This is a genomic window from Methylococcus capsulatus (genome assembly GCF_036864975.1).
Lineage (GTDB): Bacteria > Pseudomonadota > Gammaproteobacteria > Methylococcales > Methylococcaceae > Methylococcus.
The window spans coordinates 822,152-842,015 of the sequence record NZ_CP104311.1; the positions used below are offsets into that span (position 1 = coordinate 822,152).

Annotated in this window: 17 protein-coding genes, 1 tRNA gene and 1 pseudogene; 12 read left to right on the plus strand and 7 right to left on the minus strand. The window is 61.4% G+C overall.

The features are described 5' to 3' along the window. From rsxD to N4J17_RS03940, 7 genes and pseudogenes are all read left to right on the plus strand, one after another. On the plus strand, positions 1 to 1,032 hold the full coding sequence (gene rsxD, locus N4J17_RS03910; RefSeq protein ID WP_198324131.1) for an electron transport complex subunit RsxD: 1,032 nt from the start codon (positions 1 to 3) through the stop codon (positions 1,030 to 1,032). Further along, positions 1,029 to 1,667: an electron transport complex subunit RsxG gene (gene rsxG / locus N4J17_RS03915; RefSeq protein WP_198324130.1), complete on the plus strand. Its 639-nt coding sequence runs from the start codon at positions 1,029 to 1,031 to the stop codon at positions 1,665 to 1,667. The genes rsxD and rsxG overlap by 4 nt, the downstream gene beginning before the upstream one ends. After that, complete coding sequence (locus tag N4J17_RS03920) at positions 1,664 to 2,365, plus strand: electron transport complex subunit E (protein WP_198324129.1); 702 nt, start codon at positions 1,664 to 1,666, stop codon at positions 2,363 to 2,365. Before rsxG ends, N4J17_RS03920 begins: the two co-directional genes overlap by 4 nt. Continuing rightward, the gene (nth, locus tag N4J17_RS03925) at positions 2,362 to 3,003 is read left to right on the plus strand and encodes an endonuclease III (RefSeq protein WP_198324128.1); all 642 of its coding nucleotides are present in this window, start codon (positions 2,362 to 2,364) and stop codon (positions 3,001 to 3,003) included. The genes N4J17_RS03920 and nth overlap by 4 nt, the downstream gene beginning before the upstream one ends. 98 nt (positions 3,004 to 3,101) lie before the next feature. Further along, positions 3,102 to 3,177 (plus strand) — tRNA-Thr (locus N4J17_RS03930). Positions 3,178 to 3,458: 281 nt separating this feature from the next. Next, a pseudogene (locus N4J17_RS03935) lies at positions 3,459 to 4,608 on the plus strand (IS256 family transposase). Between the two features lie 504 nt (positions 4,609 to 5,112). Continuing rightward, entirely contained in the window at positions 5,113 to 6,147 is a 1,035-nt protein-coding gene (locus N4J17_RS03940; RefSeq protein ID WP_198323033.1) for an AraC family transcriptional regulator, read from the plus strand. A 114-nt stretch (positions 6,148 to 6,261) separates the two neighbouring features. On the opposite strand, the gene N4J17_RS03945 is transcribed toward N4J17_RS03940, so the two are convergent. After that, a complete protein-coding gene (locus tag N4J17_RS03945) occupies positions 6,262 to 7,071 on the minus strand; it encodes a GlcG/HbpS family heme-binding protein (RefSeq protein ID WP_232470483.1) in 810 nt (269 codons plus the stop codon). Between the two features lie 523 nt (positions 7,072 to 7,594). Between N4J17_RS03945 and N4J17_RS03950 the strand changes: the two genes are divergently transcribed. From N4J17_RS03950 to N4J17_RS03965, 4 genes are all read left to right on the plus strand, one after another. Next, complete coding sequence (locus tag N4J17_RS03950; protein WP_198323034.1) at positions 7,595 to 8,305, plus strand: urate hydroxylase PuuD; 711 nt, start codon at positions 7,595 to 7,597, stop codon at positions 8,303 to 8,305. A 241-nt stretch (positions 8,306 to 8,546) separates the two neighbouring features. Next, positions 8,547 to 9,428, plus strand: coding sequence for a DMT family transporter (locus tag N4J17_RS03955; RefSeq protein WP_198323035.1), 882 nt, complete (start codon positions 8,547 to 8,549; stop codon positions 9,426 to 9,428). Positions 9,429 to 9,456: 28 nt separating this feature from the next. Next, positions 9,457 to 10,413: a 2-hydroxyacid dehydrogenase gene (locus N4J17_RS03960; RefSeq protein ID WP_232470484.1), complete on the plus strand. Its 957-nt coding sequence runs from the start codon at positions 9,457 to 9,459 to the stop codon at positions 10,411 to 10,413. A gap of 22 nt (positions 10,414 to 10,435) precedes the next feature. Further along, positions 10,436 to 11,038: an IMPACT family protein gene (locus N4J17_RS03965; RefSeq protein ID WP_198323037.1), complete on the plus strand. Its 603-nt coding sequence runs from the start codon at positions 10,436 to 10,438 to the stop codon at positions 11,036 to 11,038. A gap of 3 nt (positions 11,039 to 11,041) precedes the next feature. Here N4J17_RS03965 and pgl read toward each other — a convergent pair whose 3' ends face one another. The 4 genes from pgl to N4J17_RS03985 form a co-directional block, all read right to left on the minus strand. Beyond that, positions 11,042 to 11,749, minus strand: coding sequence for a 6-phosphogluconolactonase (gene pgl / locus N4J17_RS03970; protein WP_198323038.1), 708 nt, complete (start codon positions 11,747 to 11,749; stop codon positions 11,042 to 11,044). An 11-nt stretch (positions 11,750 to 11,760) separates the two neighbouring features. Then, the gene (gene zwf / locus N4J17_RS03975) at positions 11,761 to 13,245 is read right to left on the minus strand and encodes a glucose-6-phosphate dehydrogenase (protein ID WP_198323039.1); all 1,485 of its coding nucleotides are present in this window, start codon (positions 13,243 to 13,245) and stop codon (positions 11,761 to 11,763) included. 242 nt (positions 13,246 to 13,487) lie between these two features. Beyond that, entirely contained in the window at positions 13,488 to 14,042 is a 555-nt protein-coding gene (locus N4J17_RS03980; protein ID WP_425326314.1) for a septal ring lytic transglycosylase RlpA family protein, read from the minus strand. 372 nt (positions 14,043 to 14,414) lie between these two features. Continuing rightward, positions 14,415 to 16,880 carry a PKD domain-containing protein gene (locus N4J17_RS03985; RefSeq protein WP_198323040.1) on the minus strand — a complete coding sequence of 822 codons (2,466 nt, stop codon included), beginning with the start codon at positions 16,878 to 16,880 and terminating at the stop codon, positions 14,415 to 14,417. 367 nt (positions 16,881 to 17,247) lie between these two features. On the opposite strand from N4J17_RS03985, the gene gmk reads away from it, so the two are divergent. After that, entirely contained in the window at positions 17,248 to 17,862 is a 615-nt protein-coding gene (gene gmk, locus N4J17_RS03990) for a guanylate kinase (protein ID WP_198323041.1), read from the plus strand. Here gmk and N4J17_RS03995 read toward each other — a convergent pair whose 3' ends face one another. Together N4J17_RS03995 and N4J17_RS04000 are read right to left on the minus strand one after the other, a co-directional pair. Then, complete coding sequence (locus N4J17_RS03995) at positions 17,863 to 18,417, minus strand: response regulator transcription factor (protein WP_198323042.1); 555 nt, start codon at positions 18,415 to 18,417, stop codon at positions 17,863 to 17,865. It abuts the gene before it with no gap. Beyond that, positions 18,414 to 19,763, minus strand: a complete 1,350-nt coding sequence (locus tag N4J17_RS04000) for an ATP-binding protein (protein WP_198323043.1) — start codon at positions 19,761 to 19,763, stop codon at positions 18,414 to 18,416. The genes N4J17_RS03995 and N4J17_RS04000 overlap by 4 nt, the downstream gene beginning before the upstream one ends. Positions 19,764 to 19,864: the final 101 nt, after the last annotated feature.

Sequence of the window (19,864 nt, forward strand, 5' to 3'; positions counted from 1 at the left end):
ATGCGCTTCCCTACCGCTCCCGCGCCCCATCTCGCGCCCAGCGCCAGTACCCGCCGCATCATGCAATGGGTACTCCTGGCCCTGGCACCCGGCGTCGCCGCTCAGCTCTGGCAATTCGGGCCGGGCGTGCTGGTCAACCTCGTACTGGCGGTCACCACCGCCCTGACCGCCGAATCCGCCATGCTGCGGCTGCGTGCCCGGCACAGCCGCGCTGGGCTGTCCGACTGGAGCGCGGCGCTCACCGGAGCCCTCCTGGCGGTCTCCTTGCCGCCGATCGCCCCCTGGTGGATCACCGTTTTCGGCACCCTGTTCGCCATCGTCGTCGGCAAGCAGCTCTACGGCGGCCTGGGTTACAACCCGTTCAATCCGGCCATGGTCGGCTATGCCGTCCTGCTCATCTCCTTCCCCAAGGCCATGACGGCTTGGCTGCCCCCTTCGGATCTCACCGACACTCGTTTGGGCCTGAACGAGGTCTGGAACGCTATCGTCCATCATGCGGGGCCGGACGGATCGAGCTTCGACGCCCTGGCGATGGCGACGCCGCTGGACACCCTCAAGACCCAACTCGGCCTGGGCCGGACAATCGACGAGATCCAATCCGGACCGCTGTTCGGCGCACTGGCCGGCAGAGGCTGGCAATGGGTGAACCTGGGCTACCTTGCCGGCGGCCTCTGGCTGCTGCACCGCGGGCTGATCGCCTGGCAGATACCGGCAGGCTTCCTGGCCGCGCTGGGCACATGGAGCCTAGCGTTCTTTCTGCTGGAGCCGCAAAGCTACCCCAGCCCGCTGTTCCACCTGCTCGGCGGTGCCACCATGCTCGGCGCCTTCTTCATCGCGACAGACCCCGTAACCGCCTCCACCACCCCGAGAGGCCGCCTGATCTACGGTGCACTGATCGGCAGCCTGGTCTTCGTGATCCGCTCCTGGGGCGGTTACCCGGATGGGGTGGCCTTCGCGGTGCTGTTGCTCAACCTCGCCGCCCCCACCATCGACCATTACACCCGCCCCAGAGTTTACGGGCATCCCCGATGAACCGGAAACAGCATCCCGTCATCGTCGCCGCCTTCATCCTCGGTGTGTTTTCGGTCGTCGGCACCGGGCTGGTGTCCATGGTCTTCCGCCACACCGAACCGCTCATCGAGGCCAACGAGCGGGCCACCCTCCTCCGTTCCATCGAGGCACTGGTGCCACCGGATTCCTTCGACAATGATCCACTGACGGACACCATCGAGCTTGCCGACCCCCTGCTCGGCGTACGGCAGCCAGTGCCGATCTACCGCGCGCGCAAAGCCGGAAAACCCGTCACCGCCGTGCTCTCGCCCATCGCGCCGGATGGCTACAATGGTGCGATCCGTCTGCTGGTCGCCGTCCGCTACGACGGCAGCCTGGCCGGCGTGCGTGTGCTAAGCCACAAAGAAACCCCTGGCCTCGGCGACCCCATCGACGAACACAAATCGGATTGGATCCTGCAGTTCGCCGGCCTGTCGCTGCAGGACCCGCCCGAACCACGCTGGGGCGTGAAGAAGGACGGCGGTGACTTCGACCAGTTCACCGGCGCCACCATCACACCCCGCGCCGTCGTCCAAGCCGTGCGCAAGACGTTGCAATTCTTCCGGGACAACCGGGACATCGTTTTCGCCCCGCCGCAACAAGAGGAGACACCATGAACCTCGGCCCCTACCGCAAGATCGCCCTGGATGGCCTCTGGCACAACAATCAGGCGCTGGTCGCCCTGCTCGGCCTGTGCCCACTGCTCGCCGTCAGCAGCACCGTGGTCAACAGCCTCGGGCTGGGGCTGGCCACCACCGTCGCGCTGGTATTCTCCAATGGAGTGGTTTCACTGGTCCGCAACCACATAACCCCGGAAGTGCGCCTGCCGGTGTTCGTGCTGGTCATCGCCGCCAACGTCACCGTCATCGAGCTGCTGATGAGCGCATTCTTCCACGACCTGTACAAGATCCTCGGCATCTTTATCCCGCTGATCGTCACCAACTGCGCCATCATCGGCCGCGCCGAAGCCTTCGCCTCGAAAAACACGGTGGACCGCGCCGTTCTCGACGGCTTGTTCATGGGATTGGGGTTCACTGCCGCACTGATGGCGCTCGGCGCCTTCCGCGAAATCATCGGCACCGGCGCCCTGCTGAACCGGGCCGAACTGATGTTCGGCGAAGGCGCCCGCAACTGGAGCATGCGGATCATCGAGAACTACGACGGCTTTCTACTGGCCGTTCTGCCGCCCGGCGCTTTCATCGGATTGGGGCTCATCATCGCCCTGAAGAACGTGATCGACGCCCGCGCCAACGTCCGGTCCCACGCCACGGCCCCGCAAACCGCATCGTTCGATCCCGCCGCAAGGAAAGCATGAACGCGAGTAAGCGGCGGCAGATCTTCGAACGCCTCGCCGCCGCCATTCCCGAACCGACCACCGAGCTACACTACGACACGCCTTTCGAACTGCTGATCGCCGTCGTCCTCTCCGCCCAGGCCACCGACAAAGGCGTCAACAAGGCCACGGCAAAGCTCTTCGCGGCCGCCAACACCCCCCAAGCCATTCTGGCCTTGGGGGAAGAAGGACTGCGCGAATACATCAAGACCATCGGGCTTTTCAACAGCAAGGCCAAAAACATCATCGCCCTGTGCGAACGGCTGCTCGAACGCCACGGCGGCGAAGTACCCCACGACCGCGCAGCCTTGGAGGCCCTGCCCGGCGTCGGCCGCAAAACCGCCAACGTCATTCTCAACACCGCCTTCGGCCAGCCCACCATCGCTGTGGACACCCACATTTTCCGCGTCGCCAACCGCACCCGTCTGGCGCCGGGCAAGACTGTGCTTGCTGTGGAAAAAGCGCTGGAAAAACACACGCCGCGCGCATTTCGGAAGGATGCCCACCACCTTCTCATCCTGCACGGCCGCTACACCTGCACCGCCCGCAAGCCCAAATGCCCGCAGTGCCCCATCGCCGACCTGTGCGAATATCCGGAAAAGACTGCCGCCACCGAGTGAAAATCGCCGCGCGGTTCCCCGCCGCGCAACCGGAAGTTATAATTTCCATCCCATGCAGGTCATCGGCGACCTCTGCAAGACGTTGCCCTCCTCTTCATGCTGGTGTAGCTCAGTCGGTAGAGCAGCTGATTTGTAATCAGCCGGTCGCGGGTTCGAATCCTGTCACCAGCTCCATTTAATCAATCGGTTAGGCATTCGCAACCTTCCCTTTCGGTCGCAGACTGTAGCCGATCCGTAGCCACCAGCCCTGGCGTCCCGGTCATCCTCTGGGCGTACTCGGCGAGGTGATCCCCGGAAAGGGTGTGCGCAGTTGTGTATCGTTCTTTCTGTAAATTCCAGTTTGCCCGTTGTTTGCTGGGCGGGAAGCGCAGGCGCATAGCGCCGGCGGTTCCCGCCCAGTAGGCGGCGCGATGGCGAGTCTGACGCCATGACTTCGAGAAAGGAGTGTATCCCTCATGGCGATGCGAGTCGAAACGAACCCTCTGGAGGCAGCCTATGCGGTATTGCTCGAGCACGGGCTGGATGGCGCGGGCGAGGCCTTGCGCATCCTTGTCAATGAAGCGGCCAAGATCGAGCGGGCCGAGTTCCTGGGCGCCGCACCCTACGAGCGCACGGCAACCCGGCGTGATTATGCCAATGGTTTCAAGCCCAAGACCCTGCTCACCCGCCTGGGTGAAGTGACCTTTGAGGTGCCGCAAGTGCGTTCCGGCGACTTTTACCCCGCTGCCCTGGAGAAGGGGACGCGCACCGATCAGGCGGTCCATCTCGCTCTGGCCGAGTGTATGTCCAGGGCATCTCCACCCGCCACGTCATCGACCTCCTGCAACGCCTGCTCGGCCCCGAGATTGCCCTCTCCAGCGCCCAGGTCAGCCGTGCCGCCCAAAAGCTCGACGAGGGACTCAAAGCTTGGCGTGAGCGGCCCTTGGGCGAGACGCCCTACCTCTTCTTGGATGCCCGCTACGAGAAGGTGAGGCTCAAGGGCAGGATCGTCGATTGCGCCGTGCTCATCGCGGTGGGGATCAAGGCATCAAACAAGCGCCGGGTGCTGGGCTGTGACATTGCCACCGCGGAGGCCGAGACAAAAAAGCGGCGCTTTCTGGAAAGCCTCCTGGCTCGTGGCCTGAAAGGGGTCAGGCTCATCGTCGCCGACGATCACGCCGGCTCAAGGCTGCCCGCCGGGCGGTATTGCCCGCGGCGCCCTGGCAGCGCTGCCAGTTCCATCCGCAGCAGAATGCCGGCCAGTTCGTCACCCCCAGGAGGCGAAGAAAACGGTGGCCGCCCAGATGCGCGCCCTCTTCAATGCCCCGGACAAGATGGAAGCCGGGCGGCTGCTCAAGGCCGCCTTGGAAGCCTGGCGCAAGGAACGCCCCAAGCTCGCCCACTGGGCCGAGGAGTCCATTCCCGAGAGCCTCACGGTGTTCGACTTCCCGGCGGTGCACCGCATCCGGCTGCGCACCACCCATGGCCTGGAGCGCTATCCGCCGGGAATTGCGACGACGCACCCGCGTGGCGAGCATCTTCCCGAATGCTGCAGCCTGCCTGCGATTGAGCTGGGCGCTATGCGTCGAGACCCATGCAGCGAGGCTGAAGACAGCCGCTACCTGAACATGACGTTCCTGATGGAGCAGAAAAAGGAGATGCTGCGACTGGCGGCTTGATCCAGACATCGATCAACCTCAGCCATGATCACCTTTTTGCACAGCTTGACGGACACAACCGCTGAATGCTGATCTCGTCAATCTCATTTCAGCAGGGTACGCCGCCCGCCTTCAATCCGCCCATACACTAGATTCAGTTATAACTCGCCCTATGTATTGCTGCGTTTTCTGTTAACCGTAGTTGTAATATCAGCTGGTCGCAGGTTCGAATCCTGTCACCAGCGCCATCCGGTGAGCTCAGGAAGGCTCAACGGGTCCCCCTCCTCCGAAAGGATCGTCGCGTGAATGCCCCACCCTGAACTGTGGTGAGGAACAGACGCGGAGGCAGGCTCTTCACCGGCATGAGACAAAAGCCACTAACGCAGTGGCATCTTTTTTTGATGGACAATCGGTTGATCCGGCAAGCACAATCGCCCTTTCGGGTGTGAGGCCAGTAAACCAGGGTTCTTACGTGGGCAGCCTACTCGTTTTTTCCAGCAACCAACTGCCGGAGTGTGATCGCTTCGACCTCTGGCGAGAGACGGCGTCCAGCGGGCCGGGAGCGGTCGACGTCGCCCACGTCGATCGAAGCCCTTTTTTCGGGCGGGTTGAATGGCTTCCTTTGGGGAATATCGACGCCTACAGGGTTTCGTTCAGCGCGGTGACTTTTACCCGCTCCCGCCGCTGGATCGACCGCGATGGCTTCGATGGATTCAGCTTCCACATCAATCTGAGCGGACGCAGCGAAACCTCGCGCCGCAAGGACAGAACGGTGCTGGACGGTTTCAGCGCAACCGGCTATTCGTACGGCCAACCGTTCGAAGCCGCACTCATTCCACCGGCGGGCCGGTACTGCGAAAGTCTGAATCTGGTCATCCCCCGTGAGGATATGCTGCAGAAGGCGCCCCAGGCGGAGCGGTTCATGGGCGCACTCCATGCAAATCAGGCGCCGCTGCGATTGCTGTCGCGGTATCTGATGCTTCTGAGCAACACGCCGGCCGAGGATTCCCGGCTCAACCATCTGGCCGGCAACCACGTCCTTGACCTGCTCGCCTTGCTGTTGGGGCCGACCCGGGATGCCGAACATAAGGCGAAGCTCCACGGCTTACGTGCGGTGCGGTTGGCGGCATTGAAACGATACCTGCATGACCATCATCACCACCCTCGATTGTCGGTGGCCACGGCGGCGCGGGCCTTGAACATTTCTGAACGGTATCTGCACGATCTGATCGCAGAAACCGGCGAAAGCTTCACTGAAATGGTCAACCGCCTACGGCTGGAGCGGGCGTGCCGGCTGCTGTGCGACCCCAGGCAGCGGCACCTTCGCATCGGCGAGATCGCTTTCGCTTCGGGCTTCAACGATTTGTCTTATTTCAACCGTCTGTTCCGGCGTCGGTTCGGCGAAACCCCGGGCACTTTCAAGACGGGCGCACACCGGACCCCGGAGGACTGCGGCCCGCCCGACCGGCGGGATCCTCCCGGTGCTCTGGACATCGGGCACGACTGACCACCGCAAACCATCTCGCTTCAGACCCGAACATTTGCGGGGAAGCCACGGCAAAGAAAAACGCCGATGTTCGTCGGCGTTTTCTAGGCAGTGTAACCGGCTTGCAAAGCCGATTTATTGTTGAACTGCACCATAGATCGAACCGGCGTTCACTCCCGGCCCCGGATTGTTGAGGCAGGTCGGATGCCCGAATCCGCTCAAGCTGGCCTGATTGCCGATTCCGTTGTCCTTGACGATGTCCTGGATCATCGCGTCGTTGTTACCCGGAGAAACGCCGGCCGGGACATTCTTGACGGCAAAGGCGCCACCAGCCAGCAATTCGCGTACTTTCCATGCCACGACGTGGTCGGTGCAGGAAGTGTCTCCCGATACGCCGATCGCGCCGACCTTCTGCTTGGCGGAATTGTAGAGTGCGAGCCCCCCGCCGAACACGTTGATACCGCCTATGCGCTTGCCCTTCAACGGGTCGTTCTTGGCGCCGAACTTGATGGCGCTGCCGCCATAGGACAAGGTCGGATCGATCGGATTGCTGGCCTGCAGACCGTAGAGGCTGCCGCTGGGCTGAGTGGCGGTATAGAGATTGGCGGTGGATAGCGCGAGGTCACCGGTGCTGAAAGCATTGGCTGCATTGGCTTTTTGGGCGGAAATGTTACGGCTGCCCAGCCAGATGTCCGCCGTCACATCCTGCGATGGGCTCAAGGAGTTGGTCACGTTGCAGATGGTGCCGCTGCCGTCTACCAGGGTCAACCACATGGGAAAACCCAAGCCGCCGTTGTCCAGCGATACCACGCTGCTGAGTGTCGACTTCATGTTGTCGTAGGTCAACCCCTGCTTTTCCAGGTCGGCGCAAGTCGCCGACCAGACGGCACTCGATGAAAGAAAGAGGCCGGTTACGGCCCCGCAGATTTGTTTGACGTTGAACATGGGATCTCCGTGGTTGCCTTGAAATTTTTTGGTTTGCCGGTCGGGGTTGATACCCATTGAACGGCGCCTGCTTCGACAGCGGGCTGTCGGAAGTTTAAGGGTAAGGCAGGGGTGATTCTTGGACAATAGCGCAATCCAACGAAAGAAGATTCCGCAAATTTTGGCGCCGGCGACGAGACCGTATACGGGAGAGTTCGGTCCCGGCACATTCCGGCTATCGATCGGCGGTGCGTCCAGCCCACGTCGGCAGAGCCGACCGGCACATGGCCTCGGGCGGTCATTACAGTTTTCGTGCCGGAATCTGGCGCGAAAAGAAATGTCATTTTCACGAGGCTCTCCCGCAGGACCGGGATCGAGGCCACCTTCCAAGAAATACTTCACAGCTTGCAGCGCCTGCAGTACCTTGACGGGGAGAGGGATATGGCACTCGACGAATCCGTAGTCCGCTCTTCCGCCCATCCCTCCTGTCACCGTCCGCTATTGACATACTACAACGCCAACAACAATCTTGAGGAGGAAATCTATGGAAATCATCACGACCAAAGCCGGCATTGAAATGCTGTTGCGTTGGGGGCATTTTCTGGGCGGCATCACCTGGATCGGGCTGCTCTATTATTTCAATTTCGTCCAGACCGAATACATGAAGGAAGCAGACGCCGGCGCAAAATCGGACGTCCTGCGCAAGCTCGCGCCCCGGGCGCTGTGGTGGTTCCGCTGGGGAGCGATGGTGACCTTCCTGACCGGTATTGCCATCATGGGAGTCCGGGGCGGCGGCATGTCGATCGACATCTATGTCGGCGCCCTGCTCGGCACCTTGATGTTCCTGAACGTCTGGCTGGTGATCTGGCCTAACCAGAAGGTCGTCATCGCCTCCGCAGAGGGGGTGGCGGGGGGCGCCGAGCCGCTGCCGGATGCGGCCGAGGCGCTCGCTGCGGCGGGTGTGGCATCGCGCAGCAACGTGATGTTCTCAGTGCCGATGTTGTTTTTCATGGGCGCCTCCGGCCATTATCCGCACGGTGGTTTCGGGCTGATCGCGTTCCTGACGGTTTTCGCCGTAGTCATGGTGCTGGAATACAATGCTATCTACAAAGCATTGGTCCGCTGCCCGCAATGCAACAGGTTCAAGCTGCCCCCCGCCGGCATCCTCGGCCCGATGGCCAGCATAGCCGGCGTTATCGGATGCGGATTCGGGCTCGCCGTGGTCCTGTTCCTCATTCTGGAGGTTCTCACCTGAGCCCTCTGGCCAGGATGCTTGACTTGACCGGCAAGCGACGGCGAGAATCGTGCTCATGAAACTCTCACCGAAACCCTTCGACTTCGTGAGCCTTACGCATCGTTGGCGCAAGCCGATGCGAGGGGTGGCGTCTGCCTGCGGGGTTTCCTAGAGAGTCGTCCGATCACGGGCGTTTTCGCCAAAGAGGCCGCAGGTTCCCCCGAATCTGCGGCCTTTTTCTTTTTCCGTCGGGAGGGGTGAAATGAGCGTTTCCCTCGCTTACCTGAGCGTCATCCTGCTCTGGGCCACCACGCCGCTGGCCATCAAATGGAGCGGGGAAGGACCAGGCTATCTGTTTGGCGTCACCAGCCGCATGGCGATTGGTACCTTGTGCGTGCTGATGATCATGCTCGTCCTGCGGCGCCGCATGCCCTGGCACCGGAAAGCGCTGCGTACCTACCTGCTTGCATCGATCCAGGTTTATGGCGCTATGCTGGCGGTGTACTGGGCTTCTCAGTTCATTCCTTCGGGCTGGATTTCGGTCGTGTTCGGACTGTCACCCCTCTTCACGGCGCTGATGGCGGCAACCCTGCTGGGTGAACGCAGCCTCACGTTGGCCAAGCTGACCGGCTATATGCTGGGACTGGCTGGACTTGCGGCCATCTTCGGTTCGGCCTTGGAGCTGGGACCGCAGGGCGTCCATGGCGTCGTCGGCGTACTGTTGTCCGCCTTCTTGCAGTGTCTCAGCGCAGTCGGCATCAAGCGGCTGGACGCCCGGCTGCCCGCCCTGACGACAGTGGCCGGCGGACTGACGATCGCCCTGCCGGCCTATCTCGCGACCTGGGTGGCGGTCGACGGCGATTGGCCGGCGATGCTGCCCGTCAGCAGCATCGCCGCCATCGCCTATCTGGGTGCGATCGCCACGACGGTCGGGTTCGCGCTCTACTATTATGTGCTGAGCCGTCTTTCGGCGACACGAGTGGCGATGATCAGCCTGATTTCACCGGTGCTGGCCTTGTACCTGGGCCATGTCCTGAACGACGAACCGCTCTCGTTCAGGATCGTAGGCGGCACTGCTCTGATCCTGGCGGCTTTGTTGCTGCACCAGTGGGCCGATCGACGAGCGGCACAACAGGAGGCGTAATTACCGACGATCGATGCTGGAAGTCCATTTGAACTACGAAACCGGACCGGAACACCGGGCGGACCTGCAAAACCGGCTTGCTCCCGGCGTTCGCCTGAGCATGGGCGAATGGCGGCCGAAGGCCGGTTTCGACATCCTGGTAAGCGGTGCACCGACGGCCCGCGAACTGGAGAGCAACCCGCGTCTGCGCGCGGTGATCGTACCGTGGGTGGGCGTCCCGCTGGCAACGCTGGATCTCATGCAGGAATTCCCGCACATCGCCCTGCACAACCTGCCCTACAATATCGGGCCGACGGCGGAGATGGGGGTGGCTCTGCTCCTGGCAGCCGCTAAGCGGATCGTGCCTTCCGACCGGAGGTTCCGCCAAGGGTATTGGTCGGAAGATCCATCTTCGAAAATCCCCGGTTCGGTGATGTTGGACGGTGGACTGGCCCTGATCCTCGGCTATGGCCGCATCGGCAGGCGCATCGGTGCGGCCTGCCGGGGCTTGGGCATGCGCGTCGCCGGCGTGCGGCGCAATCCCGGCACGACCGCGGAGGAGCACGCCATGGGCGACCTCTTGGAGCTTCTGCCACAAGCGGCGGCGCTCATCATCTGTCTCCCGCATACCCATGAGACCGATCATTTGATTGGACGGCGCGAACTGGAGATGCTGCCGGCGAACGCCGTCCTGGTCAACGTGGCGCGAGGAGAAATCATAGAAGAGGATGCCCTATATCAGACATTGCAGGCCCGTCGGATCTACGCGGCCGGCATCGACGTTTGGTACCGCTATCCTTCCGCAGCCGACCGTAGACAAGGGTTACCGCATCCACCGTCGTCGTTTCCTTTCCACGACCTGGACAATGTGGTGATGAGCCCCCATCGGGCCGGCTGGTCGGACGAAAAAGAGCCTGCGCGGATTGCCGAACTTGCGGCCATGCTCAATGCCGCCGCCCGCGGCGAGCCGATGCCGCACCGGGTCGATCCCCTGCGCGGTTATTGATCCGGACCCTGAGGATAAACAGATGAGCGGAAGGGGTTTCGTCACCCTGAAAACGACGGCCGAGCATCAGGCCGAGGTGAAAGGTTCGCTGTTTCTGGCCTACGGCACGCGGGCCGACACGCCGGAACAAGGGCTCGCCTTTCTCCGGACCGTCGCGGCCAGACATCCGGCCGCGTCCCACCTGTGTTGGGCCTACCGGATCGACGACCAGTACCGCTTCAGCGACGCCGGCGAACCGGGCGGCACCGCCGGCCAGCCCATCCTCCGGGCCATCGAAGGCCAGGGGCTCGATCACGTGGTGGTCGGAGTGGTCCGCTATTTCGGTGGCACCAAGCTCGGAGCAGGCGGATTGGCGCGGGCCTACGGAGGAACGGCGGCGGAGGCGTTACGCACCGCCGAGCGGCAGGAGGAACTGCCGCGGACCGAAATCACGGTGGAGGTGGCGTTCGAGCACATGGGCGCACTTTACCGATTGCTGGATTCACTCGGCTTGGTCGAACGGAGGGAGACATACACCGAACATGGCTTGAAGGTCACAGTGAGCCTGCTGGAAAGCCTGGGCGAACGCTTCCGGACGGAACTACGGAATGCCACGCGTGGGCAATTTTCGCTGATCGACCGCTAAGGCTCAGGCAAAGTCGAACGCGTCCAGCGTCACGCAGATATCCACTCCGCATGCCGGTGTGATCGCCGCCGCCGGCAACGGTTCTCCGCAACGCCAGCGTTGGACTGCGCTGAATTTGCCAAAACCGGTCGCCAGAAAGATCACCTCACGGCTCCGGCTCAAGCGGGCAGCGCTGAGACTGACGCGCTCGGCGCAGGGGCCCGGCGCATCCGTCACCGCCAGCACATCGGGACTGGCCGGACCGGCCCCCCAATCGCGGCCCGGAAACAGCGCCGCGGTATGCCCGTCCGTACCCAGGCCGAGCAGAACGAGATCGAATTCTTCGACGCCGGCGATCACTTCCGCATACGCCTCTGCGCCTGTTTGCGGCCCCCGTTCCGCGGGAATGGGGTGGATCTGAGTGGCGGGAATCGGCCCATGGTCGAGCCATACGCGTCGGGCAATGGCGGAGTTCCGTCCCGGATCGTCCGTCGGCAAACAGAATTCATCGCCCCAATAGACATGCCATTGACGCCACTCGGCTTCCTCCCTCGCCGCCGCCAATCTTCGATAGATGGGCTCCGGGGTCTTCCCGCCGGCGAGAACGATGTGGAAGACCCCGCGGATCGCAATGGCTTCCCAGGCCATCCGCAGAATTCCCCTCACCACCCTATTCTCGAAGTCTGTCGCCGTGGGATAGATATGCCAGCGCTTCTGCTGTCTCGGGTACATCGGACTTGCCCTCATAACTGGTTGCGCCAGGACTGCTCGGGTTTGTCGAACAGGCGGTCGGCTTCCGGTGGTCCCCACGAACCCGCCGGATAGGCGCGGATGAAATCGCGCTGCCGCGTCCAATGCCGGAGTATGGGATCGACCACCCGCCAGGCCCATTCCACTTCGTCGAAGCGGAGAAACAGCGAACGGTCGCCTTCCATGATATCCAACAGCAGCGTCTCGTAAGCTTCCAGCGTTTTTTCCCGGCCCCGTCGATAGGAGGCGTCGAGACGGATGATCCGGGTGTCCATGCCAAGACCCGGCTGCTTGGAATGCAGCTCGATATGCATGCTCTCCGACGGTTGCAGGGAAAGCAATACCCAGTTGGGCTCGATGAATTCCAGCGGGGTTTCCCGGAACAGTTGCTGGGGCGGATGACGGAAGCGGATGGCGATGAGAGAGAGTTGCCGCGCAAGGCGCTTGCCCGTCCGCAGATAGAAGGGCACGCCGCGCCAGCGCCAGTTATCCACATAGAACTTGGCGGCGACGAAGGTCTCGGCGACGGAGTGAGGCGCCACCCCCGGCTCATCCTGATAGCCGGGAACAGGGGCACCGTCGATCGAGCCGGGGCCGTACTGCGCCCGGAAAGCGTGGGCGTGGATCGCCTGTTCGGGGATGGGGCGGATCGATCGCAGCACTTTGACCTTCTCGTCGCGCAGCGCATCGGCCTCCAGCGCCGGCGGCGGCTCCATTGCCACTAGCGTGAGCAACTGGAGTAGATGATTCTGCAGCATGTCACGGAGCGCACCGGCTTTGTCGTAGTAGTCGGCGCGGGTGGAAATGCCCGCCTGCTCGGCCACGGAAATCTGCACGTGGTCGATATAATTGCGGTTCCACAGCGGCTCGATGAGCGTATTGGCGAACCGGAACACCAGCAGATTCTGGACCGTCTCCTTGCCCAGATAATGATCGATCCGGTAGATCTGTTCCTCGTCGAAGGAATCGTGTAACAACCGGTTCAACTGCCGGGCACTATCGACATCCTCACCGAAGGGTTTTTCCACCACGATCCGGTGCAGACCGCGCGGCCGGTTCAATCCGGCCTGGTCGAGCCGCTGGATGACCGCGCCGAAATCGGAAGGTTTGATGGACAGATAGAACACGGTGTCAGCGCAATGCTGGTCGGCGCAGAGCCGGTCGCTCAAGGTTTGATAAAGGGCCGGATCGTGCAGGTCACCGGCAACATAGGTGAAACGCGCCGCGAAACGCCGGTAGACGCGTGCGCTGAACTGTTCGCCCATGCGCTGCCGAATACTACCTTCCAGATGCCGAAGCCAATCGGCCTCGCTCCAGGGCCGCCGGCCTAGGGCGATGATCGACATCCCAGCCGGTAGGTGCCCTCCGGCCTCCAGGTGATAGAGCGCGGGAAGCAGCTTGAGGGCGGACAGATCGCCAGTGGCTCCGAAAATGACGAAATGGCACGGAAGCGCCTGAGGGGGCTGCGGCAGAGTCATGGAACCTCCTTTCCTTGAAGTACAGAGGATGGGAAACGGCCCGGAAGTCGCACAATGACCATCCACCGACACTGGTCTGCCGACTTCGGGTCTGCCGTCTGGAAACCGGCCTTCAGCCGGCCACCGCTGGCAAGCTGGCACGACCTGCCTCGACAGTCAAAATGGGAAAACGCCGCCGGAACCGATCAGTTATGGAACCATGAAAGCGCTGCGGGACTCAACCGAAGATGGGACGAACAAGATCAGTCCAACGCCTCGACTTCGACGCGCCCCACACCGCTCAGCCGCAGCGCCTTTGCCGCGCCATGGGAGAGGTCGATCAAGCGCCCATCGACGAAAGGACCGCGATCGTTCACCACGACAACGATCGAACGACGGTTGCCGAGGTTGGTGACCCTGACCCGTGTAGGCAGAGGAAGGGTTCTGTGCGCTGCGCTCAAGCCGTGGGGGTTGAAACGGGTCCCCATCGCAGTACGACGGCCGGACTCCTCTCCATACCAGGAGGCAATGCCCCGCTCTCGATATCCCTTGGCGCTGGCCAGGGGGTGATAAACCCGGCCCTTGACACGATAAGCCCGATTGTAAGCAGCACCATGGCGGGGCGTGAAATGGGGTGTCGCTTCGGAGCGCGCCACTGATTTGCTGTGATCGATATGGGTTGCACAACCCGACAACAGGAACACAGCACCCAGAGCGAAACGAACGCTGCACAGCAACGCCCTTCCGAGCGGATACCTTAGAGCGCGGAAGTTTCCATTGACGGTCATCGCTATCGATTCGAAACCCAGGATTGACAAGAACGGAATCGGCGTTTCGGTACCGACTCCCGATATCCCAAGCAAGAATCGTGACCGGATGATCCCATTCTATTACACTGATCCTCCCCAGTATTCGAGGAAAAGCCGGGAATCCCGTCGTCGTCCCAGGACGACAGCGATCCCAAATGACTGGAAAGCCATAGCGCTGAATCGACTGTTTTTACACGCGATAAGGCGAACAGCTGCACCGTCGTCCAAAGACATCACCGGCGTTGGTGGTGAGAGTTAAAGGCCGAAAAGGGATTTTTGAGGGGAGGAGACGGCTGTTAACGGGGAGGCATCGCCGATCGGCGGCAGCATGTGCGGGCGGACACCCCAGCCCCACCCGCACGCATCACTCCGCAGCAAGCGTTATCGCTTCAACAGCGAGTTGTAAAGCGGACCGTCATCCACACAGCTTTCCTTCTTCTTCAAAGGTACACACACCTTGACAGTACCTTCGCAGACGTTTTGCTGCGCATCGGTCGCACTGAAGCCGATGGTATAGACCCGCCCATTTCCGTTTTTCTTCTTGCCTGCTCGCTCGGCGCGCAGTCTCAGCTTGTCGCCGGTCGCCTTGTGCAAGATGATGGCATCGGGACTGTTGTCAGAACTGTTGATCCGGCGGACCGGCTCGTCCTGCATGACCGAAAGAATCTTGACCGTCATGTCGTTCGACGCCGGAGGCTGAGTGTTTTCCCCGAGCTCCCTGAGAATTATCCGCCGCATCTTGTGATCCGGCGCCCAGAGTCGAGCGGGGTCGACCACGGCGCGATCACAGACGGGATTCGGCGTCGGGAATGGCGTCGGTGCAGGTGTAGGCGAGGGGCTCGGACTGGACGTCGGCCCGGGTGTCGGGTTTGGAGACGAGGTCGGTGCCGGGGTCGGAGAGGAACCGGCGCTCAAGACCTTCACGTTCATTGACGCGCTCGCCGTCAAGAACCCATCGCTCACGGTCAACTGAAATACCAGAACATCATTCTCGGCCGTCACTGCCGGAGCGACGAAACTCGGCGCTGCCGTGTCGGCTCCGGTCAGGGCTACTGCCGGTCCGCCGGTTTGAACCCAGGCATAAGTCAACGGATCGCCGTCCGGGTCGCTGCTGCCATTGCCGTTCAGGTTCACGGTATCGCCCGTATGTACTGTAAGATTCGTACCGGCGTCCGCCACTGGAGGATGATTGATGTTTTCCACCGTCACATTGACGCTCGAAGGGGCCGAAGCCAACCCCTTGTCATCGGTCACCGTGAGAGAAAACGTGCAGGTTTGCGGCGTCTGGCCGACCAGCGGCGCCGTGAAGCCCGGCGAGGAGCTGGCGCTATTGTCCAACACTACCGTGTTGCACGGCTCGTTCGCGGAAACGTTGCTCCAAGCATAGGTCAGCGCACTACCTTCCGGATCATAACTCCCAGAACCGTCGAGATGTACGCTCGCCCCTTCCCTCACTGTCTGCGCCTCTCCGGCATCGGCAATAGGCGGTTGATTGGTGGCATCGCTGGACACCACGGCGACATCGATAAGCTCCTCGTCACTGAACAAGCCGTCGCTGACCTTCAATTTGAAGGTCAGCACACTGCTTTTCTGGCCTGCGCCCAACACCGGGGTGATAAAGCTCATAGTAGCGGTATCGGCCCCCTTCAGGCTGACGCCAGGGCCTGCGACCTGCGACCAGGAAAAAACCGGGCAAGGCTTCGGAGCCCCCTGCCGCGAACAGGCCGGCGCGGTGCTGTGGGACCCATCCAGCGTCACTTTTACGTTCTCGGCAACGCTGCCGATAGGTCCTTCGACCACTGCCGACGGTAGATTCGGCGTGAGTAGCAGACCACGCCGGCTCGCACCGGTTCTTGCCGTGAGTGCGATCTGGCCGGCGTTGTTGATGGCAATGCCCTGAATCTCTGTACCCGGGGAAATGTTTGCCTCTGCCGGCATGAGATCATGCAGGTCGTACATCTTGCCGTCGCTGTGAAGAAAACCGTGCTGCTGACCACCAGTCGTCGTGGATACGCCGACGATCTTGCCGGCATCGTTGATCCCCAGCGCTTGACTACTTCCCCCGCCTAAAGTGCCAATATCCATCATGGTGCCGTTGCTATACACGAATGCGTGGGTCACGCCAGCGGAAATGTCTGAATATCCGACCACCTGGCCGATGTTGTTGATTGCGGTCGCATAGCTCCTGTCGGCCCCCAGCGTCCCAAGATCGATCTTGTTGCCGTTGTCGTACAAAAAGGCGTGAGGAGCCTTGGCGCTCGTTTCCGCATACCCTACGACCTGGCCGGCATCGTTGATACCTGCGCCAAAGCTGGAATCCCCCCCGAGGGTGCCGAGGTCGGAAAAGGCGCCATTGCTATACAGAAAAGCATGTCTGGCGCCTTCGATTTTGGCCCATCCCACAATCTGGCCGTTGTTGTTGATGGCCGATGCAACGACGGCTGTCGCCCCTTCAGGCATGCCGAGATCGACCATCTTTTTGTTACCGTAATAACTGTAATAAAACGCGACAGGATTCTGATCGTTACCCGATTGCCCTACCACGGCAGCTTTATTGTTGATGCTCCAGGATTTGCTCCTGCCGCCGGCCAACACCCCGAGATCGATCATGCCACCATCGGCGAAGATGAACGCATGGGGCGAATGCTTGTCGTCCCCGGAATCGAAATAGCCGACGACTTGGCCGGAATCGTTGACGTCCGTGACGTCGACATTTCCGGCGAGTGACGTGATAGGAGTGACGCTGTAGACGGCCGCCGTCGTACCTGACGAAGAAACAGCGCCATAAGCGCCGAGAATCGATATGACCAATGATTTCAAATGGAGCTTATCGTTGAATGGATTCATGTCCTCACCCGTTGCCAAAAATCAGCACTGCCATTGGATATGTGGGACCGCATTTTGCCCCTACTCATCAGTGCCCTGTGCCCGCTCCTGCAACCGTCGAAGCCTACAAGTCCACAGGCAATATTACTTAAAGTACACCATATCGGCCCTCAATCAACCCCACTGCGCCCATCCTGCTTGCGGGAAAAGAAAGGGTCAGTGCGAATGAAAAGCCGGGCTCGGAGCGCATCGCCTTCACGGTGCTTCCCATTGCGTCCCTGCCCACCAAGAAAGTTCCCTCGCCTGATAGAATACAGCCGCACCTGATCGGTGCCCCACGGCTACCCCCGCTCGCGAATTTCAGGCCAACACCTTCCGGACTCGACCCATGACACAGGGACTCCTTTACGTCATCTCCGCCCCCTCGGGCGCAGGAAAAACCAGTCTGGTGAATGCGCTGTGTGCCGGCGCGCCCGACCTCGCCGTGTCGGTGTCGCACACGACCCGGCCCCGGCGGCCGGGGGAAGTGCCCGGCCAGGATTATTGGTTCGTGGAAAAGACCGAGTTCGAACAAATGATTGCGAACAAGGCGTTTCTGGAATATGCCCGCGTCTTCGATAATTATTACGGGACGGCGAGAGCGACGGTCGAGAAGATGCTGGCGGCCGGGTTGGATGCCGTCCTCGAAATCGACTGGCAAGGAGCCCGCCAAGTCCGCCAGCTGATGCCTGCATGCGTATCCATCTTCATCCTCCCGCCCTCCCGCGAAACGCTGGAACAGCGCCTGCGCTGCCGCCAGCAGGACTCAGACGCGGTCATCGCCCGCCGCATGGAGGCCGCCATTTCCGAAATGGCGCATTACGCGGAATACGATTATTTGATCGTCAACGACGACTTCAACCTCGCCCTGAACCAACTCCGCGCCATCGTCCAGACTCAGCGTCTCACCGTCCAACGCCAGGCGCCGCGGCTGGAACGCCTGATCGCCAGCCTGTTGGGCTGATCACTCTTTGACGGGTCGCTTTTCCAGCTTGCGCTGTAACGTGCGGCGGTGCATCCCCAGGGCACGTGCTGCTGCCGAAATATTGCCATCGTGCTCGACCAGGATCTTCTGCAAATGCTCCCATTCGAGCCGTTTGACCGAAAGCGGTTTTTCCTTGATTTCGACCGAGGCATCGCCCTCGTCCTTGTGCAGGGCTGCCAGGATCTCGTCCGTGTCAGCCGGCTTGGTGAGATAGTGGGTAGCCCCCAGCTTGATGGCTTCGACGGCCGTCGCGATGCTGGCAAATCCCGTCAGGACGACGATACGGGTATTGGAATCCAATTCGTGTAGACGCTTGACCAGGGTCAGCCCCGACTCATGACCGATCCGTAGATCGATGACGGCGTATTCCGGCTCGATTCGCGCGGCCAGATCGAGGCCCGTTTCCACGTCGTTGGCGACATGCACGGTGTAATTGCGCCGCTCCAAGGCCTGTCGCAGCACCTCGCAATAGGTGGGATCGTCGTCCACCAGGAGCAGATGGGGGCTCTCGTTCTTCTCTTCGTGCGTGCTCATGTCGATGATGGCATCAGGGGTAGAACAATGCGGGTTCGGGTGCCGCCTTGCATCCGGGCAGACATGCTGATGACGCCCCCCAGGCGTTCGATGGTAGAGAAGGCCAAGAACAGGCCGACACCCAGGCCGTGATCCTTGGTCGTGACAGGTGACTTGCCGAGCTGCTGACTGAGTTCGGGCGCCACTCCGGGCCCATGGTCTATGACGTCCAGTGTCACGCGTTCCGCGGTCCAGCGCGCCTCGACTTGGATGCCTTCAGGAGACACGTCCGCAGCGTTGTTGATGATGTTGACCAACGCATGGGTCAGACTGCGCTCGGCAATGATCGATGGGATCGGCCGGGTGCCGTTGCGGTAATAGTCGAGTGGCGTCGGGAGGCTTTGCTGCTTCCAGTCGTCGATGACGGCATCGAGATAGTCGGGCAACGGCATGACGTGACCGCTCTCTGCCCGCCCTTCGCCCGCGGAAGCAGACATCACGGCAAGAGCGTTCTTACAGCGCTTGACCTGCTCGCGGAGTATCTGCATCTTCCCCTGGAGATCGTCGCGCTGCTCAGCCTCGAACTCCTGCTCCAGCTCGCTGATCAGGATGGCCATGGTACCCAACGGCGTCCCCATCTCGTGGGCGGCGCCGGCAGCGAGTGTTCCTAGTGCGATGACGCGCTCATTTCTCAAGCTCTGTTCCCGGACCTCGGCGAGCTTGCGCTCCCGTTCCCGCAGATTTTCCGCCATTTCCGCGACGAAATAAGCCACCAAAGCCGCGCTGAAGACGAACCCGAACCACATGCCGAACGCGTGGAGCTGCACATGGTGCTCCTCGATGACCGCATGCAGATGGGCATGCTGGGGATCGATCATGAACGCATGAGCCGGAAGGGGAGGCGTCAACGTTTCAGGATTGAGCGCCGGGAGCGGCTGGTAATAACCGATCAGGATCGTATAGCAGCCGGAGGCGAGGATGACAAGATGCCAGGTGAATGCGCGTGACAGCACTGTCGCGGCGATGATGAGAGGAAGCAGGAAAAACCAGGCGATGGGATTGTTGGCCCCGCCGGTGAAATAAAGGATCAGAGCGATGGCGAAGACGTCTTCCGTGAGCTGTATGAACAGGTCGATCTGCGTGGTCGGTTCCGTATCCGACAGCTTGAGCCAGGTCCACCAGTTGAATATCGACTGGATCGTCACGATCCCCCATAGCGGCGCCTGGCGCAAAGGAATTTCGAGACCATAGACACTGAACAGGATCATGAAGGCCTGAGCGCCGATCATCAGATTACGGAGAACGAACAACCATTGGAGATTCTTGCGGTTGGTATTGTCCGAATCCGACGGGATAGGGATGTTCATGGAATCGCTCATACGCCTATCTTACTTTTAGGAGAGACGAGCAGGATATCTGCGGCAATTTGCCACAGCGGATGAAGCGGGCTGGCAACTGGCGTTTCGAT

Coding starts and splice junctions, on each gene's coding strand:
- rsxD (WP_198324131.1), top strand. CDS start 1: ATGCGCTTCCCTACCGCTCCCGCGCCCCATCTCGCGCCCAGCGCCAGT.
- rsxG (WP_198324130.1), top strand. CDS start 1,029: ATGAACCGGAAACAGCATCCCGTCATCGTCGCCGCCTTCATCCTCGGT.
- N4J17_RS03920 (WP_198324129.1), top strand. CDS start 1,664: ATGAACCTCGGCCCCTACCGCAAGATCGCCCTGGATGGCCTCTGGCAC.
- nth (WP_198324128.1), top strand. CDS start 2,362: ATGAACGCGAGTAAGCGGCGGCAGATCTTCGAACGCCTCGCCGCCGCC.
- N4J17_RS03945 (WP_232470483.1), bottom strand. CDS start 7,071: ATGTTCAACGTCAAACAAATCTGCGGGGCCGTAACCGGCCTCTTTCTT.
- N4J17_RS03950 (WP_198323034.1), top strand. CDS start 7,595: ATGGAAATCATCACGACCAAAGCCGGCATTGAAATGCTGTTGCGTTGG.
- N4J17_RS03955 (WP_198323035.1), top strand. CDS start 8,547: ATGAGCGTTTCCCTCGCTTACCTGAGCGTCATCCTGCTCTGGGCCACC.
- N4J17_RS03965 (WP_198323037.1), top strand. CDS start 10,436: ATGAGCGGAAGGGGTTTCGTCACCCTGAAAACGACGGCCGAGCATCAG.
- pgl (WP_198323038.1), bottom strand. CDS start 11,749: ATGTACCCGAGACAGCAGAAGCGCTGGCATATCTATCCCACGGCGACA.
- zwf (WP_198323039.1), bottom strand. CDS start 13,245: ATGACTCTGCCGCAGCCCCCTCAGGCGCTTCCGTGCCATTTCGTCATT.
- N4J17_RS03985 (WP_198323040.1), bottom strand. CDS start 16,880: ATGAATCCATTCAACGATAAGCTCCATTTGAAATCATTGGTCATATCG.
- gmk (WP_198323041.1), top strand. CDS start 17,248: ATGACACAGGGACTCCTTTACGTCATCTCCGCCCCCTCGGGCGCAGGA.
- N4J17_RS03995 (WP_198323042.1), bottom strand. CDS start 18,417: ATGAGCACGCACGAAGAGAAGAACGAGAGCCCCCATCTGCTCCTGGTG.
- N4J17_RS04000 (WP_198323043.1), bottom strand. CDS start 19,763: ATGAACATCCCTATCCCGTCGGATTCGGACAATACCAACCGCAAGAAT.